Annotated in this window: 22 protein-coding genes and 2 pseudogenes; 6 read left to right on the top strand and 18 right to left on the bottom strand. The window is 39.3% G+C overall.

Annotation, left to right across the window (positions count from 1 at the left end; translation table 11 throughout):
- Positions 1-189: 189 nt before the first annotated feature.
- The 3 genes from NOS7107_RS08510 to NOS7107_RS08500 form a co-directional block, all read right to left on the bottom strand.
- Entirely contained in the window at positions 190-639 is a 450-nt protein-coding gene (locus NOS7107_RS08510) for a YlqD family protein (protein WP_015112570.1), read from the bottom strand.
- 71 nt (positions 640-710) lie between these two features.
- Positions 711-2,681: a long-chain fatty acid--CoA ligase gene (locus NOS7107_RS08505; protein WP_015112569.1), complete on the bottom strand. Its 1,971-nt coding sequence runs from the start codon at positions 2,679-2,681 to the stop codon at positions 711-713.
- A 619-nt stretch (positions 2,682-3,300) separates the two neighbouring features.
- Positions 3,301-3,519: a hypothetical protein gene (locus NOS7107_RS08500; RefSeq protein ID WP_015112568.1), complete on the bottom strand. Its 219-nt coding sequence runs from the start codon at positions 3,517-3,519 to the stop codon at positions 3,301-3,303.
- Positions 3,520-3,792: 273 nt separating this feature from the next.
- Between NOS7107_RS08500 and NOS7107_RS08495 the strand changes: the two are divergent.
- Positions 3,793-4,227 (top strand): annotated as a pseudogene (locus NOS7107_RS08495) (transposase); the annotation flags it as partial.
- A gap of 3 nt (positions 4,228-4,230) precedes the next feature.
- Here NOS7107_RS08495 and NOS7107_RS08490 read toward each other — a convergent pair.
- From NOS7107_RS08490 to NOS7107_RS08475, 4 genes are all read right to left on the bottom strand, one after another.
- On the bottom strand, positions 4,231-5,403 hold the full coding sequence (locus tag NOS7107_RS08490) for a hypothetical protein (RefSeq protein WP_015112567.1): 1,173 nt from the start codon (positions 5,401-5,403) through the stop codon (positions 4,231-4,233).
- A 3-nt stretch (positions 5,404-5,406) separates the two neighbouring features.
- Positions 5,407-6,111, bottom strand: coding sequence for a hypothetical protein (locus NOS7107_RS08485; protein WP_253274534.1), 705 nt, complete (start codon positions 6,109-6,111; stop codon positions 5,407-5,409).
- Between the two features lie 127 nt (positions 6,112-6,238).
- A complete protein-coding gene (locus NOS7107_RS08480) occupies positions 6,239-7,897 on the bottom strand; it encodes a tetratricopeptide repeat protein (RefSeq protein WP_015112565.1) in 1,659 nt (552 codons plus the stop codon).
- A gap of 200 nt (positions 7,898-8,097) precedes the next feature.
- Positions 8,098-8,727, bottom strand: a complete 630-nt coding sequence (locus NOS7107_RS08475) for a Uma2 family endonuclease (RefSeq protein ID WP_015112564.1) — start codon at positions 8,725-8,727, stop codon at positions 8,098-8,100.
- Positions 8,728-8,910: 183 nt separating this feature from the next.
- On the opposite strand from NOS7107_RS08475, the gene NOS7107_RS28970 reads away from it, so the two are divergent.
- Positions 8,911-9,054, top strand: coding sequence for a hypothetical protein (locus tag NOS7107_RS28970; protein ID WP_015112563.1), 144 nt, complete (start codon positions 8,911-8,913; stop codon positions 9,052-9,054).
- Between the two features lie 73 nt (positions 9,055-9,127).
- Here NOS7107_RS28970 and recQ read toward each other — a convergent pair whose 3' ends face one another.
- From recQ to NOS7107_RS08440, 7 genes are all read right to left on the bottom strand, one after another.
- Complete coding sequence (gene recQ / locus NOS7107_RS08470; RefSeq protein ID WP_015112562.1) at positions 9,128-11,284, bottom strand: DNA helicase RecQ; 2,157 nt, start codon at positions 11,282-11,284, stop codon at positions 9,128-9,130.
- A 405-nt stretch (positions 11,285-11,689) separates the two neighbouring features.
- Positions 11,690-12,601 (bottom strand): hypothetical protein, encoded by a 912-nt coding sequence (locus NOS7107_RS08465; protein WP_044500627.1) that lies wholly within the window; start codon positions 12,599-12,601, stop codon positions 11,690-11,692.
- A 451-nt stretch (positions 12,602-13,052) separates the two neighbouring features.
- Complete coding sequence (locus NOS7107_RS08460) at positions 13,053-13,445, bottom strand: hypothetical protein (RefSeq protein WP_015112560.1); 393 nt, start codon at positions 13,443-13,445, stop codon at positions 13,053-13,055.
- A gap of 433 nt (positions 13,446-13,878) precedes the next feature.
- Positions 13,879-14,400 (bottom strand): hypothetical protein, encoded by a 522-nt coding sequence (locus tag NOS7107_RS08455; protein ID WP_015112559.1) that lies wholly within the window; start codon positions 14,398-14,400, stop codon positions 13,879-13,881.
- 80 nt (positions 14,401-14,480) lie between these two features.
- Positions 14,481-14,921 (bottom strand): hypothetical protein, encoded by a 441-nt coding sequence (locus NOS7107_RS08450; RefSeq protein WP_015112558.1) that lies wholly within the window; start codon positions 14,919-14,921, stop codon positions 14,481-14,483.
- A gap of 297 nt (positions 14,922-15,218) precedes the next feature.
- A complete protein-coding gene (locus tag NOS7107_RS08445; protein WP_015112557.1) occupies positions 15,219-15,401 on the bottom strand; it encodes a CsbD family protein in 183 nt (60 codons plus the stop codon).
- A 325-nt stretch (positions 15,402-15,726) separates the two neighbouring features.
- On the bottom strand, positions 15,727-16,188 hold the full coding sequence (locus tag NOS7107_RS08440) for a hypothetical protein (RefSeq protein ID WP_015112556.1): 462 nt from the start codon (positions 16,186-16,188) through the stop codon (positions 15,727-15,729).
- Positions 16,189-16,534: 346 nt separating this feature from the next.
- On the opposite strand from NOS7107_RS08440, the gene uvrB reads away from it, so the two are divergent.
- The gene (uvrB, locus tag NOS7107_RS08435) at positions 16,535-18,532 is read left to right on the top strand and encodes an excinuclease ABC subunit UvrB (RefSeq protein WP_015112555.1); all 1,998 of its coding nucleotides are present in this window, start codon (positions 16,535-16,537) and stop codon (positions 18,530-18,532) included.
- 98 nt (positions 18,533-18,630) lie between these two features.
- On the opposite strand, the gene NOS7107_RS08430 is transcribed toward uvrB, so the two are convergent.
- From NOS7107_RS08430 to NOS7107_RS29350, 3 genes and pseudogenes are all read right to left on the bottom strand, one after another.
- Positions 18,631-20,901: a transglycosylase domain-containing protein gene (locus NOS7107_RS08430; protein WP_015112554.1), complete on the bottom strand. Its 2,271-nt coding sequence runs from the start codon at positions 20,899-20,901 to the stop codon at positions 18,631-18,633.
- A 244-nt stretch (positions 20,902-21,145) separates the two neighbouring features.
- Positions 21,146-21,280 carry a hypothetical protein gene (locus tag NOS7107_RS29665; RefSeq protein ID WP_015112553.1) on the bottom strand — a complete coding sequence of 45 codons (135 nt, stop codon included), beginning with the start codon at positions 21,278-21,280 and terminating at the stop codon, positions 21,146-21,148.
- Positions 21,281-21,490: 210 nt separating this feature from the next.
- Positions 21,491-21,571, bottom strand: a pseudogene (locus NOS7107_RS29350) (hypothetical protein); the annotation flags it as partial.
- A 347-nt stretch (positions 21,572-21,918) separates the two neighbouring features.
- On the opposite strand from NOS7107_RS29350, the gene NOS7107_RS08425 reads away from it, so the two are divergent.
- Entirely contained in the window at positions 21,919-22,605 is a 687-nt protein-coding gene (locus NOS7107_RS08425; protein WP_015112552.1) for a hypothetical protein, read from the top strand.
- 171 nt (positions 22,606-22,776) lie between these two features.
- Here NOS7107_RS08425 and ureC read toward each other — a convergent pair whose 3' ends face one another.
- On the bottom strand, positions 22,777-24,483 hold the full coding sequence (gene ureC / locus NOS7107_RS08420) for an urease subunit alpha (protein ID WP_015112551.1): 1,707 nt from the start codon (positions 24,481-24,483) through the stop codon (positions 22,777-22,779).
- Positions 24,484-24,695: 212 nt separating this feature from the next.
- Here ureC and NOS7107_RS08415 point away from each other — a divergent pair, with 212 nt between their 5' ends.
- Positions 24,696-25,826, top strand: coding sequence for an AAA family ATPase (locus NOS7107_RS08415; RefSeq protein WP_015112550.1), 1,131 nt, complete (start codon positions 24,696-24,698; stop codon positions 25,824-25,826).
- On the top strand, positions 25,823-26,572 hold the full coding sequence (locus NOS7107_RS08410; protein ID WP_015112549.1) for a hypothetical protein: 750 nt from the start codon (positions 25,823-25,825) through the stop codon (positions 26,570-26,572). The genes NOS7107_RS08415 and NOS7107_RS08410 overlap by 4 nt, the downstream gene beginning before the upstream one ends.
- Positions 26,573-26,585: the final 13 nt, after the last annotated feature.

Genomic DNA, 26,585 nt, shown 5'->3' with positions numbered 1-26,585 from the left:
TTAATTTAAAATTCACCTTTGAGCGATCGCTTTTAGTGAGTTCGCCGCCTGTGTGGGAAATTATCTGGGCTGGTTCCCAGATACAATGTAAAACTGGAAGTCGCCACAGCAAACAATTAAATCAGAATAAAAATCTGAAGTGTGAAGTATAAAATTTTCCTACTTCATCCTTCACACTTCATACTTTATTTAGATATCGCCGCGAATATCTTCGATAATGCCATCGCGCATCACGATTTCCACCTGCATTTTGCTAATTAAGTTATCACCTTTTTCCACACGGAAAAATCCTTCCATTTGAAATTGGTTGACTTCTTGATCTAACTCCAGCATTTGTACTTGCTGAAGGTTTTGCAGCATTTGATTTTTTTGCTCTAGGAATTCGCTTTTCTTCTGATTAACTTGCAATTGGATATTGTCGATTTGTTGCAGAGTTTGGGGGCTAGGTGGCTGAATACTCTGCTTTTGAATGGCGGCGATCGCTCTTTGTCCTTCTAGGTCAAGTTGTTGCAATTGCTGATCAAGTTGATTGATCTGGGCTTGCAATTGCTGTTGTACTTCCTCTCTCCAGAGGGGAGTAACAATAACTTTGACGTTGACGATGCGCTTCAAAAGTAGTTGGGGGTTGGAGACATCCATATTTCACGTTCACTCTATAAAATTTGCAGTGGAAATTATCAAGGTTTGATACTCAGCACTCAGTACTTTGATCAGACAAACATTTTGTTAATCAGGTCGCCGTAGCGTTCTGCAACAACGTGTCGCCGGATTTTTAGTGTTTGGGTCATCAAGCCATTTTCAATAGAAAACGGTTCGAGAATCAGCCTGAATGGCCCAATGCGATCGTCTAAACGATAACCTGGACGATTCTGTACTTCCCGATTCAATTCTTGGCGAAACAAATCCTGGATTATTTTACTCTCTAGGTCAACAGATGTGCTGAGTTCAGAGTTTTGTTCTGGTAGACGTAATTGCACGTTCTGACTGTCAGCCCATTTTTCTAAGGCTTCGAGGTTGGGGACAATTAAAGCACCAATACTGCGCTGATCTTGCCCTACGAGCATGATTTGGTCAATATAAGGCGATCGCAAACACGCATCTTCAATTGGCTGTGGTTCGATGTTTTCCCCGTTAGTCAAGACAATTGTATCTTTTGCTCTACCAGTCAGCACCAAGTCATTTTCTGGCGTAACCCAACCCAAATCACCGCTATCAAACCAACCTTCAGCATCAATGGCTTTGGCTGTTGCTTCGGGGTTTTGGTAATACCCCTGCATGATTTGCGGCCCCTTCAATAACACCAAACCTCTTTGTCCTTTGGCTAAAGGCTGGCGATTTTCAGGATCTACAATTTTTACTTCTGTACCGGGAATTGGTTGACCGGATGAACCACGGAAATTCCGCCAAGGACGACGCGCATTAGTTACTGGCGAAGTTTCGGTTAAACCGTAACCTTGTAAAATGTCTACACCGATAATTTCAAAAAAGTTATCAATGTGCCTTGGTAACGCCCCGCCACCACTAATAACATGTTTGATGCGTCCGCCCGTGGCTTCTCTAACTTTGGCATAAACTATCTTTTCTCCCAAAATATGCAGCGGTAACAAGGCCAAGGCTTGAATTTTAGCCCCAATACGTTCAATGGCTGAAGCATTGACATGCTCTAAACACAACCCTTGGGCGATGCGTTGCGCTTTGATATACTTTTCGCTCATGCCTACTAAAAAGTTAATCAGGCGTTGCTTGCTGGCTGGTTGTTCCCGAAACTGTTTTTGTACTCCTTCATAAATCGACTCCCATAAACGGGGAACAGCAATCATGAAATTGGGTTTAAATTCTTTTAAATCGCGTTTCACAGAACGCAAGTTTGTGTAAATTTGGCTGCATCCTTGAGATAACAAAAAGTATTCCCCACTACGTTCATAGCTGTGCCAACTAGGAAGAATACTTAAAACAATATCACCTGGTTCGGGTTGGACTATTGCTCTGAGACTTCTTACTTGGTGCATTAAATTGCTGTGAGACAACATTACACCTTTGGGTTTACCTGTTGTCCCAGATGTATAAATTAAAGTTGCTAAAGAATCGGGATTTTGCTGAACCCGCACTAGAGTATGCTTTGCACCAAATTCTTGTAACTGGGAAAAGTTGAGTATTTTCAGATGATCATCCGTTGGTGGTGTTTCATCAGAGAGTAAGATAACTACGCGAATTGGTAAGTCACATAGCCTGTCGCGCAGTCTATTCAAGGTTTTTAAATCTTCAACTACCAAAACTGTACTGCCACTGTTGGCAATAATAAACAGCAGTTCTTCTTTTTCGGCTTGCGAACTACGTACTGCATCCACACCGCCAGCTGTGATGATACCTTGATCGGCGATGAACCAGCGGGGACTGTTATCTGCAATTAAGGAAATGCGATCGCCTACTTGGACTTCTAACCCCTGCAACCCAGCCGCAAATTGTTGAATTTGTTCCGCTAACTGGATATATGTAATCGCTGTTTCTGGCTTAGAGTGCGGGTTTCGCAACGCCACAATATTGCCAAAGTGCTTAGCTGCTAAAGGCCAAATCTCTGAAAGTAAATTTACTTTTGTGTAATCTACAGCACCTTGAAATGCCAGCTTTTCTCGCTCGCTCATGTTCAATAATATGGAAGACGCAGGTTGGGTGTTTGACATAAAACATTACCAAAAGTGTACTAATTTTTTTAGTTCCAGTTTATTCTGCTATTGAGACTACAATACTCTCCTAAATTTTTACATCGCCGATTGTGTCCGCTATTTCGCAAAAATAACGGTTGTATTGATAAAAATTTATGTTAAAGTGAATTTATATAAACTTTAAGCAATATATCCGCAAATGATTGCTTAATTTGGATGTTTGCAGTCAATAACAGCGACCACCTAGCTTCTCAATGGGGGTGATTACCTATAGATTTCACAGATGCAATATGTCTCACTCTGATTAATGCTATTGCTTGTTTAGCATTTCCTAAGCTTCTCTCTGGGATTCTAGCTAAAATCAGAACTAATCAAGCATCTACAAAAGTTCTGACTTCGCAGAAAGCTAAAGTGGAAATTACTAGTTTTCCCTATTGTACGGTTTATGCAATAACAGGCAGTCAATATTGTAAATTCAGTCCTCATTTTTGTTCCAAATGTTCTAGCTATTGATTAATCTCTGCACCAAAAGACTTAAATAATCCCAACTTTTCCAAGAAGTTGGGGTTATCTTTAACTCAAGAATAATTTATGAATTTCATAAAATTAAGTATTTTATCAAAGATGGATAATAACTTTATTTTGAACCTGGTTTAGAAGCATTTTCAATTACGTAAGTCAACAAAGAGGTAATTGTACCAGCTGTAAAAGAAAATACAGCAATAATTGTATCACGAGGTAAAATTCCATCTAAAAAACTACCTTTGATGCTGGATACCGGAAAACTTTTATCTAGCCCAATTTTAATTTGTTGAGTTTTCCCAACGAAACGAACTTCTAAACCCTTTTTAGGCACAATGTGAATATGGCGTATTAATTTTATATCTAGGGACTTCCAGAGAATAAAATATACAAACAATAAAAATGATAATCATTCCGGTGGGGGAAGGAAGAGGTTGCCGTTGGGAACCTCTTCCTTCCCTTTTTGTAGTAAATTCAATGATGATTCAATTTTTGGATGTGCATAGGTGTCAATGGAATTAACGGATTCATTGAAAAACTTGCTGAAGGAAACTGCACAGCAATTAAAAGGAGCAGCCAAACGCAGATTCATTAGTCCCAAAGTTGGCGATTTCCCGAAATTAAAACTTTACTTATTAATCAAGACAATGGAGGTCAGAATAACTCTCGACGTACTCAGTTTATGAAACGTATAGTTGAATTCTCTCAAAAACATCAACTAAATATACGTTTAGCATATTATCCTCCATATCACAGCAAATATAACCCGATTGAAAGAACTTGGGCTATATTAGAAAATCATTGGAATGGCAGCATCCTAGATGAAGTCGAAACCGCATTAAACTTTGCTAAAACTATGACTTGGAATGGCAAACATCCAGTTGTTAAGTTAGTAACTCAAACTTATGCTACTGGGGTGCGTTTAACTAAAGAAGCCATGCAAGAAATTGAAAATAAAATTTCACGTTTGACTAATTTTGGTCAAGAGAATTTACCAAACTTAGGCAAGTGGTTTGTTGATATTTGCTACGGAGCAACGTAATTGTTAGAAGTTAAATAACGGTTTTTCGCGGCAATAGCCATTCTGCTCACTGCGCTCTTGTATTTTTGAGTACAGGCATTTATCTTGCATATATTTTGGTGGGAGAGAGCAGTTGCCGTCGGCAACTGCTCTCTCTCTTTCATAATGATTATCATTTTTATTAATTGTATATTTTATTCTCTGGAAGTCCCCTAAAGGCATATCAGGTTTTGTGGCCATAAGAAATTGACCCTGTTTAATTTCTCGTTCCTGTTCTGCCATTTGGACTTTGCCTTCGATGATCGTAGAAATTGCTAAATCATCTCTAATATCACCACTTCTTTCTAAACGCTCAAAAATAACATCTTTGGTAGCAATTTTGCTCCGAAACCATTGTTCATCATATTCTGGTAATTCCGATGCAGTCAGGTAAATAGTATTATCTTGACTAATTTTCAAATTTAATTCTTTAATATCGGGATTTAAAGTAAATTCTAGTGGTGTTTGTGAATCTTGAATTTCTGGTAATTTTACTTCTGGTAATTTGTAGCCTTGTAAAGTAATTTTTACTGGTTGTTCTCCTAAATAAAGATTTAAAATATTTGGCTGATTGCCTAACTCTGGTGTAGCTTGGGGTTTAAGAGAAAAAGCTATTCTTTGACGATAAAAGTCATACGTTAAGCCTTCGACTTTGGTATTTGGTTGTAGTCGGAGTTCATTTAAATCTATTTCACTGGTTGTTGGCGAGTTAATTGGGGTAATAATTAACTTACTCTGACTATCAGTTAAATTAATTTTGAGCGTATTTAACTTATTTATTGTTGGCGAAGATTGGCTGATAAATTTGCCGGTGAAGGTTAATGTTTGAACACCTTCTGTTTCTAGCTTTTTAATTCGCCTAACAGATTGTAAAAATAGCTTGGATTGCTGGTCATTATAGGTAAAACTCACTTCTTTTACAACGAGATTACCTTCAAAAATATGAGTGCCAGGAATCAGAATAAAAAGACTAACAATACCAAAAATTATTAATAACAACAGTACAATCACAAATAATCTTTTGCCAGCTAAATATTTACTCAACTGGTTCAAAACTTGGAAAATTAATTTAATAACTGTATAAACAGAACGTACCAAAACAATAATTAAATTTTTGATAATTCGCAGTAATTTGCTAGTCTTCTGCCTAAATGCCATGATTTATTTCAGCCAGTTGGGATTGTGGTCAAAATCATAACGCCGTTCAAATGGCTCATCTTTTCTGCCAATACGTTCTTGTTGCGCCATAACATGGATTTGATAACGACCAGCAGGGGCTTTGAGAGCGTTCCAAGTAAATACAACTTCACCATTTTGGTAATTATTCCGTGGGCTTGTGTAGATAACTTTACCTTTACGCAAAATTGCAAAGGTAGGAAATGTTGCCCGACGAGAAGTATAAAACACAAATTCATATCGCCCAGAAGGCTTCCCAATGGTAACTGGGACATAAACTGAATCATCTACTTTAGCAAGGGCGCGTAGACTGTTGGGAGGAACTGCCGCTTTGTTTAAAACATCAGGTTTGAAGGGAAAGGTAAAAAGACCTTGATTTTGTTTTAAAGATAAGTTATTTAAAAGATAATTTTTGCTCAAAGATTGTACTGTTACTTCTGGAGTGGTGTTACCCAAACGAGGAATTTGCAGAGTTATAAGGTTAGGATAGCTAGTAATGCCACGAGTAGCAATGGAAATTAATTTAATACCAGCGACGACATCTCTTGGTTGTATGCCTTCGCAACGGTTGTTATCTCGGCGAATATAGCCAATTGTTTGGGGGTTGCCAGAGGGACAAGCTTGTGATGGGAGGGTGCTAAGGCTGAAAATAAATAAATTAGTGAATAAAAGTTTATATTTCATCATCATCGCTTTTATTTGTTATTGGTTATTAAATTATGGTTTTATAACGACAACCACTGGTGTCCTAACGACAGAAGCTGATGTCCTAACTAAAGGTTTTTTCGTAACATAGTTATATTTATTTCCAATCACCTCATAAAGGTATTCCCCATTTACGAAGTTGTACTACTACTACGTCCATACTGTAGGCAAAACCAAAGCCACCTGTGGCGGGAGGAAGATTGGACGGTTGAAGTTGGGTTCTATCTTCTCGTTGTTGACTATAATCTCTAATGTAGGCGACAAGACCGACAACCTGCTGTGTCTCTTTATTAATAACTGGCCCACCAGAGTTGCCTTCTGCAAGGGTTCCTGTGATTTGGAGTTGGTTTTTTTGAGGGATTACATTGCTAATTCTGCCCGATTCGATTGTCCAGTCAGCGCCATTGCTAGGATGACCAATAACAAAAACCTCGGTAGTCAGACGCACGCTATCAGAAGATATTGTCAAAGCTTTGATATCTTTTGGTATCCCTGTAACTTTGAGTAAAGCTAAATCTAATTTATCGTCGGGCTTTGTGACTTGTATAATCTCGGCTTCGTATTGGGAAGCAACGCTACTATATGGTGGTTGACTGTAAAATTCTAAATTGATTTTTTTATTTGGGCGTTTGATTCGTTGAGCTTCACTTACTACATGACGATTTGTAATAATCCAGGCTGTATTTTCTTCACGTTTCACTACCCAGCCAGTAGCAATACCACTGGTACTAGGAATTTCAATATTTATCCGCACCACAGAACGCAAGATACTAGCTAAAGATTCTTCTTGTGGATTTCGTTGCAATGCTAATAGCCGTTCTGCTTCTTTGAGGTTGGTTTGAGCAGTCACGAAATTGGAATCTATGGAGATAGCTTGTTTATACTCTTCAATTGCTTCTTTTAACTTGCCTTGTCTCTGTAAAGCAAATCCTAAATTATTATGAGCCAATGTATGGACAGTTGTAGGAGTTGCAGATTTATCCTCTGGTAAACTAAGGGCTTGCCGATATTTAGCCATCGCTTCATCCAGTTTTCCCTGCTCAGATAGTGCAAGTCCCAAGCTGACGTAGGCAGAAGTATATTTAGGGTCGATTTGGATAGCTTTTTTGTATGCTGCAAGTGCTTCATCCAGTTTCTTCTGGTTGTATAGCGCAAGGCCTAGATTATGATATGTTACTGCATATTTGGGGTCGAATTGAATGGCTTTACGATATGAAGCGATCGCTTCATCTAATTTGCCTTGGTATATTAGCACATTGCCCATACCGTTGTATGGCAAGGCATTTTTTGGGTCAAGTTGGATTGATTTTTGATATGCTGCTATGGACTCATTCAATTTTCCCTGCTCCGACAGCACATTGCCCATACCGTTGTAAGCATTGGCTAGTTTCCCATCCAGTTTGATTGCTATTTTATATGTGGCCAACGCTTCATCTAATTTTCCCTGATCCCTTAGCACGTTGCCTAGACCATTGTAGGCATTGGCTAATTTAGGGTTGATTTTGATTGCTGTTTGATATGCAGCTAGAGCTTCATCCAGTTTCTGTTGGGAACGCAGCGCATTACCCATATTGTTGTATGCACCAGCATTATAGGAGTCAATTCCCAGAACGACACGCCAAATTGCTTCCGCTTTGGAATATTCACCAGTTTCTTGGGCTGCGATTCCTTGTTGAAATAGTGAATCAATGGGAGTTTGGGCAGATGCCAATTGTGGTGTTGTCGCTAGAGATAAGCTTAAAAATAAAGCAAGTAGCTTAGGATTTCTCACAATCTACCCAAATAAATATAAAACTTCTACTTTTAAGTATATACACTAGGTTTTGCTAAGATAGCAGTCGTCAATCATCTTTACAACAACAAAATCCCTGATATTTTTGAGGATGCAACTAGCAAATAAGCAGTTGAGCGATAAAAAAGGTTTTCCGCTATGTAACTTGAGAAAGTCATACGCTCTTAGTTAAGGCTCTACTACGAAGCTAAATCAAAAATTTGCTGTGCGGTTAAATTAAATTGAGGCAAAGTAGGAGAAACAACAGTCATATTTCCTATAAAAGTGACCATCTGATATTCTTTATCAACTAAGTTACAAACAAAAATTGTAGGCTGCTTAGGATTCCCGATAAACTTTCTCGCCCCCAGTGCTGCATAATCGATAATCCAATATTCCTCAATGCCCATTTCTTCATAATCTCGAAATTTATCGTAATAATCGTCACGCCAATTAGTGGAAACTACTTCAACAATTAATTTGACTGAATCAGGATTTTGGATAATCGATTCGCTTTCCCACCGGGGTTCATCTCCAAGAACTTGTTTGTTTAAAACGATGATATCTGGCTCATAGCCAGATTTTTCTCGTTTGGGTTTGATAATCGATTCTCTGGGAATAGTCCAGACTCCCCCAAAGCCTATCTGCCTAATAATTATCAATAGTTGCTCAATTAGGGAACCTGTGATATTTGAATGTTTTCCCTTTGGCTTTGGCATTTCGATAATTACTCCATCATGCAGTTCGTACCGGACTTCCGAATTTTCAGGATACCAGCTGATAAATTCATCGAAGCTGTATAGTTTGGGTTCGACTTGTGTTTGAGTCATATTATCGAGCTTATGCGTTGAGTACTTGATGAACTGGATATTTGTGTTTATATTTTACAAAACTAAATATTGAACTAGCTTATGAAGATGAGAAGAAAATCAAAAGCACTAATGTAGTTTATTTGACGCAATATGTTTCAAACTAGATAAATAACAAACAAAATTAAAAAAAGGAGTTTATTTATGAGTTTTATCGATGGACTATTGCTAACCCTCCTGAATACTGTTGCTTGTTTGATGTTGCCAAAACTGTTGTCGGTAATTTTGGCTGATAAAACCAAATCGGAAGTAGCAAATCAACCCATATCTAGTTCAGAAATAGCTTAAAAATGTCAGGTGATCGCTGTTGTCATCAATGTGAGATAATACTTATCTAGTTGGAGCGATCGCCAAAACTAATTTATTTACGTTTTTCTCGCCGCCACTTCTCTTTAACTAAACGGATTTCATCAAAAGTGTAGGCTGTACCTAGTTGTTCTTTTAACGGAGTGAGAGGAATATCACCAAGAACTTCGAGAACTTGCCAAATTTTTTGATGATGTTCCATAGGTACTAATAAATTTAAATCGACAGGCTGATTTTTTTCAATTAATCTAGCTAAATGGCTGACAACTGTCGCTGGGCTTAGTTTGCGTTGTTTGGCAATTTCAGCAACACTTAAACCTTGTTGATGTAACTGTAGAGTCTGTAATTCAGTTCCAGAAATTAAACTGAGTGAAGGTAGAACATCAACCGCAGAATTAACAGAATTTTTCCCATCACGGTAAGTCCGAATTTCTGCTAAGAACTTTTCCCCATATTGGGCAAGTTTATGACTCCCAACACCAGATAGTTTACTAAATTCAACTAAAGTTTTTGGTTGTACCTGTGCCATTAACTTTAACGTCGAGTCATGAAAGATCACGTAAGGTGGAACCGACTGTTCATCAGCCAGTTCTTTACGCAGCGATCGCAATTTATGTAATAATTCTTCAGCCTCAGCAGCTTTGGGACTTTCTTCGATTAAACTTAGTTTTTGGGTTGCAGACACAGCCATTTCCACTTGGCGCTGTCGTCGCATCACTTCCCAACTGTGGGCGTTTAACTTTAAAACAGAATAACCATCACTAGTTTGTTCTAGCAAACCTTGATGTAAAAGCGATCGCCCCAACATTCGCCATTCTTCCACACTTCTATCTTTACCAATACCGTAAGTAGATAATTTATCGTGTTCGTATTGCGTAATCTTCTGATTTTTCGCCCCGCGCAACACATCAATAATATGCAGCATCCCAAATCTTTCTTTGCAACGCGCCACACAAGATAAAAACTTCATCGCTTCAATTGTCCAATCTTCCACGGGTTTGGGATGACGACAATTGTCACAGTTGGCGCAATTTCCCAGAAACCTTTCGCCAAAATAACTGAGTTGAATTGTTCGCCGACAATCTGTCCCCTCAGCGTAGTCTATCATTTGCCGCAGTTGTTGTTTAGCAATCAACTGTTCTTGAGCATCAGTTTTTTGGTTAATACTCCATTCAATAGTTTTAATATCACCAAAACTAAAAAAGATTGTACAGCGAGAAGGTTCACCATCTCTCCCTGCCCGCCCAGATTCTTGATAGTAACTTTCTAAATTTCGGGGAATATCAAAGTGAATTACTAATCGCACATCTGGTTTATTAATCCCCATTCCAAAAGCTATCGTCGCCACCATCACCCGCGCATCATCTCTAATAAATCGGGTTTGATTTTTGCTGCGTTCTTCATCACTTAATCCTGCATGATAGGCAAGAACAGAAACTTTATCATTTTGCAGTTTAAAAGTTAATTCATCAACTTTTTTCCGAGTCAGACAATAAATAATTGCGGAACCGTCAATTTCTCGAATTAATTCTAATAATTCTGCGTAAGCATATTTAGTTTTCGGGCGGACTTCGTAATAAAGATTTTGGCGATTAAAACTCGCAATGTGAATACTTGGCTGCTTTAAGCCGATTTGTTGAATGATATCAGAACGGACGCGTTCAGTCGCTGTTGCTGTCAACGCAATCATCGGAACATGGGGATAACGCGATCGCAATGAGCGCAACTGGCGATATTCTGGACGAAAATCATGTCCCCACTCCGAAACACAGTGCGCCTCATCAATTGCAAAGGTAGAAATGCCAACTTGGTGATGTACTAAATCGAGAAACGGCAAAAACCTTTCACTCATCAACCGTTCTGGGGCGACATAGAGTAATCTAACCTTACCGTTAAGAATCGCTTCTTCCCGCGATCGCACCTGATAAGGATTCAAACTACTATTGAGAAATGTCGCGCTAATATTATTATTTCGCAGTGCTTCTACTTGGTCTTGCATCAACGCAATTAACGGCGACACCACCACCGTCAATCCCTTCTTTACCAACGCTGGTAACTGAAAGCACAAAGACTTTCCCCCACCAGTCGGCATAACTACCAGCAAATCTCGATTTTGTAGCGCATCTTCGATAATTTTTCGCTGTCCCGGACGGAATTGATCATACCCGAAGTGATATTTTAGCGCCTGTTCGAGATTGGGATACTGAAGCATAGCGATCGCTTTTTTGCCTGCATTCTGCGTAGGTAGTAGATAACAAGATTATAAAAGCACAAAATCCTCTCTGCGCGACGGACACTTTGCTCAAGTCGGGAGACCCGCCCATGCAAGTGTCCTCCTCTGCGCCTCTGCGTGAGACAAAAATATTTTAGTGCGATCGCACCAAAAACTGCCCTAAAATAAAAAAAGGCGGAAAGACCGCCGAGTCACACTTACACCTTGTTTTATCTAGATAAATTCAGTTTGCCTGATCAAAATGACATTTTGATGACAAAAATATGTCAAATCATGAAAAGGTATATTTGTTCTAGGTCTATCAAATGCTAATATTTTGGTAGTATTTATTACATATTTTTAGATAAAAAATCAGAGCTATCGTTATTAACAAAGGCGTTTAGCTTAAGTCGGGCTTTTTTGAGCTTCTTTTTGAGCAGCTTCACTATACTTTCTATATAGTTCAGTACGAATCTGAGCTTCTCGATAGCGAGTGTGATTTTGTGGTACTGCTGCCATTAAATCAGATGCCCGTTGCCATTTGGCTGCTAAATCCAACCATTGAATTGAAGTCGTCGCAGTTTTACCATTAATAGTAGCTTGGTTGGCAATTCGCACAGCCGATCCAAAAGGATCACTTTCTTCATCACTGTCGCCAAAATTATTTTTAGCAGCACTGACTGGTGCTGGTTTGCGTTCGTTGGCTTTGGCTGTGGTCGAGGGCTTGGATGTTTCTAGTTGAACTAAAATTTTCAGCTTATCACCTAATTGAGCATATACGACCCCACCCAATAACAACAAAAACCCCAGACTTAAGGCTGTTGGGATTCTGGTTTTGGGTAAATATCGATATTTGTCTCTGTTGGTAAGTACAGAAGTACGAGAAGATTGAGTTTTGAGCCGGGCTGATTGTGCTAATTGAGTTGTAGCGCCGGTGAAATCTTGAATTAGCTGCTTGACTACATGTGGTTGAGCTAGGGTAATCTCCTGTGACCACAGTAATTGATTTTCGCGATCGCCATAAATTTCTTTTAGCCACAGTAACTGTTCTTCCCTGACAATACGGCTATTAATATTGACTCGGTGAATATTCCGTGGTGCAATCGACTCCAGAATTTTTTGTATTTGTTCTACTACGGTCGATTGTTCCAGTTGCTCTATTTTCGATGCTTCACAGAGAAGTTGTAAGACTCCATCAGCAAAAATAGCTCTGGTTCTGACACCAGATTGGGCTAACTTTTCGTTTAATAATTGAATAATTGCTGCAACACTCCCCTGGTGGGCTTGCCAAGCAATATCATTTATTCGATCTACCATTTCTAGCATTTGAGTTTTCGTGATAGCTTTTTAACCCTGATTGATGAAAGACGGGCATACTTAGGCTTCTGTTCTACAGAACTTTAGCTTGTCTTTGATTTTATGAGTAAAAAGACAAGTTGCCAAATAAAATCTTTAAAATTTGTCTCCCTCTGCTTTTGGCGAGAAGACTTTATTAATATCAGTCAGTGTACCTCTATTCTGAGTAAGTGATTAATTATGAAGTTAGAAACATCACTTCTGTAGTATAAAGTTCGGTACATGTAAATAGTATCAGGGTCAATACTTAGCCATCACAACTTTTTATGCCAATTCCTTTACTTGAGTCTCTGCTGCTTGTCTGACTATTCTTGTCTGTATCGGTTTCCGTCCCGTCAAACTTTGTAAGACCACAGACAATCCAAAAGGATACAAAAACCTGCAATACCATTCTTTTGACTTCACGGCGGTACTAGTCTCTTCTGTGAAAAAATTGTTTTTGAGATAACTTATCTTGTTTGGCAGAAAACTCAGAGCAGTTTTTAGCTTCATCAGTAAGTACAATAGAAGGCTGCACTGCACATTTAAGGTAATGGTTATTAGAATAGAATCGGCAATTTTTACAAGGAACTTGATGCAAGCCCTTGACACTAAACACCATTTTATTGTCCAGAAACCTCTGGATTTTGCGTAATACTAGGAAAAAAATTATCCAACTAAAAAGAAGACCGATAGGACTTAAATATAAAGTCGCAGATGGAATGTTTAAGCCTTGAGGTTGTATTTTTTCTTGTTGAACTTCGCTACGGCTTAAATAAGGATTATTGATTTCTCTTGTTTTGTTTATTTCTGTTTTAACAAACATAATATTACTATATATTTGTAATGGCTTGATATTTGTTAAAGAAAAAATCTCAGTTTTGAGAACTATAGCCTCAATAATCTTAAAAAGAAGAATATATTTTGCATTACAATTCCCTACATAATCCTAAATTAGGTATATAAATATTTTATGAGATAACTTGTAATACAATTACTGCTTTTTAAGATTCTAATTATATTTTTAGCAAAAGAAAATTTATTATATCTCTGCCGAGAGTTTTGATTATAGTTGATGGGTATATATCAAAAGAAATAGGCTAGTACAAAAAGGCAAAAGTAAAAAGTGAGCCACTGCGGTGAAGCAGCATAAATATTGCATTACCTGAGAGAAAAATCATTCGATTGAAACTACATTGCTGTTTAGCCATAAAAAAAGGTGGGTAAAACCACCTGAATGTCTGACTCTCCAGAAAAAATTATTTACGGCTACCCAGCCATTTCGCGGCTGCGATACCTACGATTGCAGCGACGACAGGATTGCTGAGGAATTTAATAATCCCTGGTTGCTCTGCCAGAACTTCACGGAAAACGTCTGGATGGTTGTGATAAGCGAAAGAGGCAAGTTTGCTAACATCATCAGCATTCATACGGTTGGCGTGATGTGTAGAAAGACCTAGCTGTTGTTCCAAGTGGCGATCATCTAAACCTCTACCTTTCAGGTGTTTAAAAAAGGCACGAGCCACATCATCTCGTTCATTAGGTTTAATTTGGGCGATCGCTTTTTGTAATTCTGGCTCCATTTGGCTGGAGGGAATCTGCTGTGGATTAACCGATTGACCAAATAATTGACGGCGTTGATCTGTCGTTGTCCGTTGAGCAAAATCGTCAAAATTGTCGTACTGAGTAGCTGTGTCAGTTGATGGATCATTTAATGATTCCACATCACCTTGAGCTAAGTCTTGCATTATTTGCCGTCTGTATTCTTCACTAGTTGACATTTTTTCTATCTCCTGATTCAAGCACAATTCTAGAATTGTTAGTTTTTAGTCGCAGCGAACATTTCTAGCTAAAAGTCAAATTAGCTATACTTCACCTGATTAGTCTGAATATCGTATTGAGTTGTCAAAATTAACTTTTTATCAGGACTGTAAACCAAAACAGTTAAATCTTGATTAGGAAAATTCTTCCGAAAACCTTGAACTAGAGATTTAGCCAAAGGTCGGACTTCATTGGGACGAACATCACGAGAAATCACAACACCTAATTTATTGTTATCTCTCACGTACGCATCTTTAACTAATCCCTTGGATGTTTGCACCACCCAGTTCCCAAAATTTTGACCGCCGGGAGTATTACCTCTTTCTAGTTCGCTGTAAGTTACATCTCGACCAATTACAGGCGGGTTTGTTGTGCGATCAGCTTGGGTTAAAGTAGAGCCACCACAGGCGGTAGTTACCGTTAACACCACAATTAAAATCCCAGCGATCGCAATTTTCCGAATCTGCTCCAGCAGTATCATTATCTCACTCCTAAAATAAACCCTTTCAAATATGTAAAATTACTTGTAATTATTAACTAGGGAAATGCAATAGTATGTTTTGTAACTTCACAATTAATCATTTCTCTAGCTAAGGAGAGCATAAATGTAGAGACGCAATACTTCACATCTCTACAGTTTAATTTTTTGCTCTCTGTCAGCATAGCTTAATTAGAAAGATCGGAATGAGAATCTAATTTCTAATTCTTCAAATGTGTTTAGTAAATTGAAAAATTATCTAGATTCCATCTTTCTAGTCATTGTGGAACACAATTAATCCTAGTCAATCTTCCTTTTTACAGAATCTTTGACATCTTCTATACCGTGACGTACTTCACTTTCAGCTTGTTTGGCTTTACCTTCTGCTTTGTCTTCTGGGTCGCCAGTTACATTACCTAGTGCTTCTTGGGCTTTACCTTCAATATTTTTAGCAGTAGCTTTTGCACGATCTTCTAAGCTCATCTTAGTCTCCTAACAGTATATAAATTCAGATTCAAAGCTTTGAATAAACTTTGAAATTCCTGGTGATTACTTTTACAAGGTAACTTTATATTTGGCTCTAGCCTTCCACCACAGGACATATTATTGGCCTCTATAAAAAGAGAGATACTAACAATAAACTAAAACTACAACTGCTTAAAAAAGTCGAAATTATGAAAAATAAACTTGTAAATTAAGTTAAATATGTACTTATATCAATCAATAATTTTCTACTATCAAAATCATTAAAAAACCCGGTCTCTTGAAGAGGTCGGGTTGATAAGATAATTCAAAATGCTTTTTTGCTCTAGTCGATAAAACCCATAAGAATTTCAGAATTTTCCATAATATTTGAAGCTACTGGACGATTACCCATTACAGAATAGCTGTTAGAAATTACCAATGCACTTGAGGCAATTGGACGCATACCAGAAAGGTTAATACTGTCAAAAATTTGGATATGGCTAGCACCAATTGGACGAATCCCCATCACGTCGATTGTCCCTACTATTTCTAAGTTACTGGCAGAAATAGGACGTAGACCTGCAATTGAGATTGTCTCAGCAACTTGTAAATCACTGCTGGCGATAGGTCTAATTCCAGCAACGGCAAGTGTTCCAGGATTTTCGGATTTATCTAGATTTTGAGTGTTTTGATCGTTATTCACAGCTTGACCTTGATTATTTTCAACTTCCACCATTGCTTCTCCCTTGAGCTTGGCACCTCTTTGACGAGGACTAGCTGTTTTGCCAGTGCTGCTTATGCTCATAAACTAATACCTCTGGGTTCTTAATTGACCTTGACAATATTTGAGGAAAAATGAAATTTTTTCCATATATCAAAGTTTACCCTTAAAAAACCTTGCATAGATATAATTATCTGCAAAACTTATACATAAGTAGGACTTACGCAAAACACCTCTCAAACTCTCATTTCTCCGTGACCTCTGCGTCTCTGTGGTTCGATTTTCCGTAGCCTGTGCGTAAGTCCTGATAAGTAAATTTAAAGAATAAATATTTGTAAAATAATATTTCTGTTTATTTACTTGGGTTCTGTAGTGCCGCAGGTACAGAGTGATATCGTTACCATGAGATAGGCTATTACTAGCAAACTGTATGACAGAATTTTGTCTTCAAGCTCCCTTTACGCCGACAGGCGATCAACCACAAGCGATCGCTCAACTTGTTTCCAGTATCCAAGCGAGTAATCGTTACCAAACCTTACTGGGAGCCACAGGAACCGGCAAAACCTTTACAGTAGCGGCAGTAATTGAGAAAATTGGCAAGCCAACTTTAGTTTTGGCACATAACAAAACCTTAGCTGCACAACTTTGTAATGAGTTACGTGAGTTCTTTCCTCAAAATGCGGTCGAGTATTTTGTCAGCTACTACGATTATTATCAACCAGAAGCGTATATTCCGGTAACAGATACTTATATTGAAAAGACAGCGGCAATTAATGATGAAATTGATATGTTGCGTCACTCCGCGACGCGATCGCTGTTTGAACGCCGTGATGTCATAGTTGTTGCTTCTATTAGCTGTATCTACGGTTTAGGAATTCCCTCCGAATATCTCAAAGCAGCCATACCTTTGAAGATTGGTATGGAAGTCAATCAACGGGAAGTTTTGCGTGATTTAGCATCTGTGCAGTATAGCCGCAACGATGTAGAAATGGGTCGGGGACGTTTTCGCGTCCGGGGTGATGTTTTAGAAATTGGCCCCGCCTACGAAGATAGAATCATTCGTGTTGAATTTTTTGGGGATGAAATTGATGCGATTCGCTATGTTGACCCTGTGACAGGCGAAATTATTAATAGTTTGGATGCTGTAAATATTTATCCAGCCCGTCACTTTGTTACCCCAGAAGAACGATTAGAAGTTGCTTGCGATGATATTGCTTTTGAATTAAAACAGCAAAAATTAGAATTAGAAACGGCAGGCAAACTATTAGAAGCACAACGCATAGATCAGCGCACTCGTTATGACTTAGAAATGCTGCGGGAAGTTGGTTATTGCAACGGTGTTGAAAACTATTCCCGTCACCTTGCAGGCCGACAAGCTGGAGAACCACCAGAATGTTTAATTGATTATTTTCCGAAAGATTGGCTATTAGTAATTGATGAATCTCATGTAACTGTGCCGCAAATTCGAGGTATGTATAACGGCGACCAAGCTAGGAAAAAAGTTTTAATTGAACATGGATTTCGTCTTCCCAGCGCCGCCGATAATCGTCCTTTAAAAGCAGATGAATTTTGGCAGAAAGTTAACCAGTGTATTTTTGTTTCCGCTACACCCGGTAATTGGGAATTAGAAGTTTCGGAAAATCACATAGTTGAACAAGTAATTCGTCCCACTGGCGTAATTGACCCAGAAATTTCTGTGCGTCCGACTGAAGGACAAATCGATGACTTGCTAGGAGAAATTAAAGACAGAGTTGACCGTCATGAAAGAACTTTGATTACAACATTAACAAAGCGGATGGCGGAAGATTTGACCGAATATTTGCAAGACCACAGTGTTCGGGTGCGGTATTTGCACTCAGAAATTAATTCGATTGAACGGATTGAAATTATCCAAAATTTACGTGATGGCAATTTTGATGTGTTAGTTGGGGTAAACTTGCTGCGGGAAGGTTTAGATTTACCAGAAGTTTCTTTAGTGGCAATTTTAGATGCTGATAAAGAAGGTTTCTTACGCGCTGAACGCTCTTTAATTCAAACTATTGGTAGAGCCGCACGGCACATTCATGGACAAGCGATTTTATATGCTGATAATTTAACAAACAGCATGATTAGAGCTATCGAAGAAACCGACAGAAGACGTGGTATTCAAACAGCACATAACCGGATACATGGAATTACACCACAACCAATTATCAAAAAATCGAGTAATGCCATTTTGTCATTTTTAGATGTATCTCGCAGATTAAATGCCACAGAGTTAAAAGTTGTTGATGAACATATCGATGAATTACCTTTAGAGGAGATTCCCGGATTGATCGGCAAGCTAGAAGCACAGATGAAAGATGCGTCAAAAAAACTAGAATTTGAAGAAGCGGCAAAATTGCGCGATCGCATTAAACATCTGCGAGATAAACTACTAGGTCACTAAATTAAAAGTGCTGAGTCACCGAAGTTTGCTCAACGCGGGGAACCCGCGCACGCAACTTCTCGCTGAGTTCTGAGTAAAAAATATTTTTCTCCTGCCTTCTACTTAGCAATTCTCCCCATATACCTCCCCCACAGTTGAGCCGCTTGGGCGCTGCTACCAGAAGTGGGGGAATTATTATCATTGCCTAACCAGACACCTGTCACTAGTCGGCGGCTAGGAATAAAGCCAATAAACCATAAATCCACGTTCTTATCCGTAGTACCTGTTTTACCAGCTTCTCCTAAACCAATAGCTGCACTACGACCAGTACCTCTAGAAACTACTCCCCGCATTAAGGTAGTCATTTCATCAGCTACCTCTGTAGAAAGAACTCGCTTGTTAGCCTCGCGGTCTTGCTCAAAAGAATAGATGACACGGCAGCTTTTTAAATCTTTACGATCCTTACAATCACCACTGTCCAGAATTCGGCTAATAGCATGAGGTGGATTCCACACACCTTGATTACCAATAGCACCAAACGCCCCTGTCATTTCTAAAACATTTACCACACTTTGACCTAATACCAAGCCAGGAACCGGATCAAGCTGTGACTTTACCCCCAACTTCTGCGCCATTGCCACAACTTTATTCAAACCGACTTCGCGGGCGACTCTGAGAGCAATGGGGTTTTCGGAAAGGGCCAGACCTGTAGCAATATCTAAGCTGACATCTGCACCAGCACGACAAGGTTTATAAGTAAAGCCTTGCCAAGGTAAAGGGGCGCAAGAATAAGTTTTGTAAGGTGATATTCCTTGTTGAATAGCCGCAGCATAGGCAAAAATTTTAAAGGTAGAACCTGGTTGTCTTTTGGCTTGGAAAGCACGATTGAATTGGCTTTTGCGGTAATCAGTACCGCCGACCATTGCCAGAATACTGCCCGTTTTGGAGTCTAAAGTAACGATCGCTCCTTGGGAAAAACGAAAGCTTGAGCCAGCAGTATTAACTGAGTTCCGCAGTGATGCTTCAGCTTGGGCTTGAATTGATTGATCTAGCTGAGTTTCAATGATGTAGTTTCCTTCTCTGGCTGCACCTGCCCCTAAGATTGATTCCATCTCTTGAAAGACATAACTATAAAAATAGGGAGCAATAGTTTTGGCTTGCTGTTCGCAGACTTTGGGGCTGACTTGAACTGTGGAACGTCTCGCCCGGTTTGCATCTTCTTGGGAGATTTTGCCCATTTCCAACATTCGCTTAATTACGCGATTGCGGTAATCAGCCGCTTCTAGTTTATTTGGGCCATCGCCACAAAAATCAAAAGCATTGGGAGCAGGCAAAATTCCCACTAATGTAGCGGCTTCTGCCAGAGTTAGTTCTTGCGCTGACTTTTCAAAATAAAATTGCGCTGCATCTTCAAAACCAGAAGTATCTCCCCCCAAAAATACTCGATTTAAATAAGTCAGCAAAATGTCATCTTTGCTATAAAACGTTTCTAGCTTAAGAGCTACAATTGCCTCACGCAATTTGCGGCCGAGGGAGTCTTGCGAACCAACATAATCGCGGAATAAACTGCGAGCTACTTGTTGGGTAACTGTACTGGCTCCTTGCTGTAAATCTCCACTGCGGCTATTAATTAACACCGCACGCAAAATCCCCAAGGGGTCTACACCAACGTGCCAGTAGTAACGACTATCTTCTGAGGCAACTACGGCGTTAGCTAAATAAGGGCCAAAATCTTGTAAGCGCTTTCTGTCTACGTGGGCTGTGGTGCGTGGTTCACGTAGAGGTGTGGAGCCATCACGGGCATAAACTATCACTGGGGCGCGAGTAGCGGTAGGTAAAGGTCGAACGGTAAATTTCAGCCATTCCACACCAATGACCAAGGCTAACAACGCAGTTGCACCACCAACGCCATAACCTGCCCAGGTTGCAGCTTTGAGATACCATGCTGGCGGGTCAACATATTGTAGTCGGACTGATGCAGCTAGTTCTGGCGGCCCTAGAGTGATAATATCGCCATGCCGTAGTTCTAAGGAAGGGAGCCGCCGTTTCCCCAGATAAATACCATTGGTCGAGTTTTCATCTCGAATCACGAAAATAGGTTTGCGTTGGGTAGAGTCCCGCGACAAAGACAGATGAATTTGGCTGACAACTGGGTTGCGAACGACTATATCGCAAGATTTAGAACTTCTTCCTAGAATATAGCGATCGCCCAACAATGGATAGACCTCCGCCTTATCCGCCCCTGCATCCTGTACCCAGAGTTCCGGTACTTTGGCATTTGGCTTGAGCGCCAGCTTGGAAAAATCGACCCTAGCTTGAATTGTATGTACTGCTTGAGTCAGTTGACCAAGGATAGTTTGTGGCTTTTGGGGAGGTTGGGGGGAACTCATCGGCTATTTAGATCACGATTATTTGGCAGTGAAGAATCGGCTAATGGCGATTTCCTGACAGGTCTCTCACCATTTTACTCATAAGCCACAGCAGAAGTTGGGGCAATTCCAGATCATTGCACCTTCAGCCACATTTATCTATCAGCTTAACAATACAAGATTGAAATTAGACTACACATAGCGATCGCCTAAAAAATCAAGCTGACTTGCGATCACCCAATTAAATTAACTGCGATTTTAATCATCAGGTGCAAGATTTGGTGTCTACTAGTTTCGCAAATGTATCAATCGCATCTTTACCTAAAATTTTACCACTTTCTTTGATTGCTTCCGAGAAAAATAGAGAGACAATCACTGCTGCTGTTAAGGGTTCTACCATAAGCTTGTACTTAAATTGAGTACTAACGAAATAATATACAACCTTGCTCTACAATTTTTCGGATTTTGAAGCGATCGCAAAGTAAAACAAGGCAAAAGTTAAAAGTCAAAAGTCAAAAGAAAGAATAGTAATACCACAAGCTTTTTAGCAATTCCAGATAATCTGTTGATTTACGCCGACCTGTACTAGTTTAGATTTTGGTTGAAGAATATAACTTTCAGCATTATTTAGAGGATGTTTCAGTAGCTCAAATAACAAAAGTGGGAATGGTTGGAATAGTTTGTAGAATATTGAGTCGCGTCAGATAAAACATTTTAATAATTTTCTAGACAATATCATGGACAGTAATTAAATTTAATTGGTTGAGTTATCTGCATTACATTGATAAATTTCTGTTTTATATTTTGCATCTCTGATTTTATCAGGCATTTTCCTTTTGATAACTAGATTTACTTGCTGATATTTTTGTATTTATAACAACTAAGATGCTTGAGGTAAACCATTAAGACTAATATTTTCTAGCATCTACAGCTAAATTCAACAGCATAAATAAACATCAGCTTTTAGGATGATTTTCTAAATTTAATTGTTTGGTTTAATGGGGCGAGTGTTCTGTTTCCGTTGAGGTTAATTTCATAATGAAGGGAAAATCTCTGTCGTTGATTGGTACAGCTTTGACTTTGGCTTTCAGTGCTAACGTTGCAGTTGCTCAATCCAGTAACTCCCCAATTGCTCAATCCAGTAGCACATCCACTAGTTCACCAACGGAAATTGAGTTGTCACCAGAAGGGTTAAAAATTCTGTGTGAACGTTTCCCCTTAAATTCTCGTTGTCCCAACGGTCAACCACTCACTCCAACTTCTTCCGGTACTACCACTGTACCCGAAACACAGCCTTCTGAAAGTACAACACCCGACAGCACAACCGCACCTGAATCGACTCCCGACAGTACTACAGTACCAGATACTACCAATCCTACCAATACAACACCAGCCCCAGGCGGCACAACTTTACCAGATTCCACAACTCCGAATCAAATTACACCAGCCCCAGGTAGCACAACTACACCAGATTCTACAACTCCTGGTAGTTTAACTCCAGCACCAGATTCTACAACTCCTGGTAGTTTAACTCCAGCACCAGATTCCACAACTCCTGGTAGCACAACAGCACCAGATTCCACAATTCCTAATCAAATTACGCCAGCCCCAGGCAGCACAACAGCACCAGATTCCACAACTCCTGGTAGTGTAACTCCCGCACCAGATTCTAGCGGTACACCTGACAGTAGCATTCAACCAGGTTCTGTATCTCCTTCCAAGTAAAAGTATCAAATTTGGTGGGAAAAACTTCTGTAATATAGCGTCTAGTTTAATACTCATCGTGAACGCTGATATGTAATTAGACGAACATGATATGACAGGTAGTTAAAAACTAGTGGGACTGATAAATGAGAAGAGAGAAGGCGATCGCTTTCTCTTTTCTCATTTTTAATATCAAAATAGAAAGTAACGCTGCGCCATTGGTAAAACTGTTGCAGGTTCACAAGTCAGCAATTCCCCGTCTGCCCTCACTTCGTAAGTTTCAGCATCTACCTCTATTTGCGGTAACGCATCATTGAGTTTCAAGTCGCCTTTACTCAACTGACGTGTTCCTGTAACAGCAACAGCTGGTTTTTGCAATTGTAACTGACTAGGGATTTCTCTTTCTAAGGCTGCTTGAGAAACAAAAGTGAAGGATGTAGCATGTCTAGCACCAGCAAAACTACCAAACATCGGCCTTGTATGTACTGGTTGCGGTGTAGGAATACTGGCGTTAGCATCACCCATTTGCGCCCAAGCGATCATTCCACCTTTAATTACTATCTCTGGTTTGACACCAAAAAACGCAGGTCGCCATAAACATAAGTCTGCGAGTTTTCCGGCTTCCACTGAACCGACAAAATCGGCAATACCATGCGTAATCGCTGGGTTAATGGTGTACTTGGCAACATATCTTTTGGCGCGTAAATTGTCAGCTTGACTATCTCCTTCCAGACTTCCCCGTTGTACTTTCATTTTGTGGGCTGTTTGCCATGTGCGAATTATCACCTCACCCACTCTCCCCATTGCTTGGGAGTCAGAAGAAATCATACTAAACGCCCCTAAATCATGCAAAATATCTTCAGCGGCGATGGTTTCTCGGCGTATCCGAGACTCTGCAAAAGCGACATCTTCGGGAATCGCTGGGTCGAGATGATGACATACCATCAACATATCTAGGTGTTCGTCTAAGGTGTTGAGGGTGTAGGGACGGGTAGGATTGGTAGAAGACGGTAAAACATTGGCTTGACCGCAGACTTTAATAATATCTGGTGCGTGTCCACCCCCTGCGCCTTCAGTGTGGTATGTGTGAATGGTACGGTTTTTAAAGGCGGCGATCGTATCTTCCACAAACCCAGCTTCGTTGAGAGTATCGGTGTGGATGGCTACTTGCACATCGTACTCATCAGCCACACTCAAACAAGTATCAATCGTCGCGGGAGTTGTTCCCCAGTCTTCATGCAGCTTTAAACCAATTGCACCTGCTTGGACTTGTTCTGCTAGTGCTTGGGGTTGACTAGCATTACCTTTACCCAGAAAACCTAAGTTGACAGGAAAAGCATCGGCCGCTTGTAACATCCGGTAAATGTTCCAAGGGCCGGGAGTGCAGGTAGTGGCGTTAGTTCCCGTAGCAGGCCCAGTTCCGCCACCAATCATCGTTGTGATTCCAGAGGCGATCGCAACTTCAATTTGTTGGGGACAAATAAAATGTATATGGCTATCAATCCCGCCAGCGGTGAGAATCATTCCTTCCCCGGCTAAGGCTTCGGTTCCAGGGCCAATAATAATATCTACATTGTCTTGAATATATGGATTACCCGCTTTCCCGATTTTAAATATCTTGCCATCTTTAATACCGATGTCTGCTTTGACAACTCCCCACCAATCAAGAATCAAAGCATTGGTAATGACTAAATCTACAGCGCCATCGGCGTTAGAAATGGGGGATTGTCCCATGCCATCCCGAATAACTTTACCACCGCCAAATTTTACTTCATCGCCGTAGGTAGTAAAGTCTTGTTCGACTTCGATAAATAATTCTGTATCAGCGAGACGGATGCGATCGCCTACTGTTGGCCCGTATGTTTCTGCGTATGCTTGGCGAGAGATTCTGTAAGGCATAATATACTTTTATAACTATTTTGCTTTCATTATTTTTGAGCTATTTTGGCAAGAGCAGGGGTAATTTTTGTATAAATTTATAATTTAGTTATAATTTTTTAGTAGTGGTCAGTGTATGTAAATAAAATTTTAGAGTAGGTGAAACCAAAGTTATAAATGACTAAACTATAGAATTATCTTAAGCAAACAGAGGAATATAAAACCAAGGTAAAATGTTATCTAAACTGCGAATTCAGCACTACAAGAGCCTGTTTGATAATGAAGTTGATTTAGAACCATTAACTGTATTTATTGGCCCTAATGGTTCTGGTAAGTCAAATATTTGTGAAGCTTTATATGTATTATCTGACTTTCTCCAAAGGTTAGTAATTAATACTAGTGTTTCAGAGGCAATATCTTTTTTTGCTCAATCTTTAATAACTGTAAATCCTAACTATCAAAACATTCAATCAAAATTCTGGCAGGGTAAGCAAGATTATCTTTTATTTGAGGTTATTTCTTGTCAAAATATAGAAAGCCAAGAATCGATTTCATTCATTTCAGTTCGTCTTGATTATCCTCAACGAATAGTGACTATTAATGGTCAAGATCCAGGCTATCCTCAGAGTCCTCTTGGAAGAAGTCAATATACAAAAGAACTCAGGAATTTTTTAGTTTCTAATCATTATTTAAATTTTACTGTAGCTAAGGCAATTAGAAAAGTTAGTATTTACGATTTTGCCCCGATTAGTCTCTCTAATAATGTTCCATCAACTAGTGGGATGGATAAAACGGGACAGGGAGTTGTTGATGCTCTAGCTGATATTTTGCTGAGTAATCGTAAAAGTTTTGATGAGTTGGAGGAACGTTTGACACGGCTTGTTCCTAATATACAGAGAATTTCTTTACTGCGGAGAGAAGATAGAACCTTTTTACTGGAATTAATCGATAGATATTCTGAACATCATATCCCTGCTTCTGATATATCTGATGGTACACTTAGAATTTTGGCATTTCTAACCGCACTTTATCAAGAAAATACCCCCAGTATTATTTGTTTTGAAGAGATAGAAAACGGAGTTCATCCTTGGTTGTTGCACAAAATGATGGAATTATTGCAAATAATTTCTACAGAGGGTATTACAGGTAAACCTGTTCAAGTTTTAATCACAACTCATTCTCCAGTATTACTAAATTATGTAGAACCTCACCAAGTGCGTGCTGTTGAGTTAGACACCGCAGGTAAAACTCAAATACATTCCTTACCCGTTGATTCAGAACGCTTCCAAAAAGCCTTAGAAGCTTATGATGGAGCATTAGGTGAACTTTGGTTTACGAATGTGTTTGGAGGTAATCCAGTATGAATCGGGCGATTCGTATTGGGCTAATTGCTGAAGGAGAGGCAGAACTCGGAGCAAGTATTCCCTACATTAAGCCAGAAGATGGTGGAAAAGTTATTGAAAGAGATAAAGAAGGGGCATTGCATACCTTAATTAGACGAGAAATCAATAATTTGGGTTTGCCTGATTGTGATTTTGTCCAAAGACATCCATCCATCAGCGAAAGTCGAGTTTTTAAAAGGCGTGTAGGACACTCAATTTTAGATCCAAAATATTTAGCACAGGTGATTATCGCGTGGAAACCTGAAGAAGTTGATATGATCCTGATTGTGGTTGATGCAGATGATAAGCTTCAACAAAGACAAATTGACTTAGAACGCGCCTTAAATAAAATTCGTGATTACCATCTAGATACTAACGGGCAAAAAATTGTTGATCGCAGTGCAGGAGGTTTAGCAATTAAAAATTTTGAAATATGGTTGTTGGCGGACACCCCAACTATATCAAGAATTTTAGGTGTAGAGATTGAACATCTAGAAAATTTAAAAGAATTAGATGGAGGAAAAGATATTTTAGAAAATGCGATCACTAAATCAGCATACCTATCTGAAAATGTTACCAATCAACGCCCTCTACAAATTCGTTGGAAACTTGCTTTTGAGATTGATTTAGAAATTATCAAAAATTTTTGTCCAAAGGGATATGCTACTTTTACACAAAATTTAATTGCAACTACACAGATAGTTGCTAAATCAATCTCAGGTACGTAGAACATATTATTTA

The sequence above is a fragment of the Nostoc sp. PCC 7107 genome, assembly GCF_000316625.1.
In the GTDB taxonomy this organism is placed as follows: Bacteria; Cyanobacteriota; Cyanobacteriia; order Cyanobacteriales; family Nostocaceae; genus Nostoc_B.
This window is presented reverse-complemented; position numbering and strand designations above follow the sequence as displayed.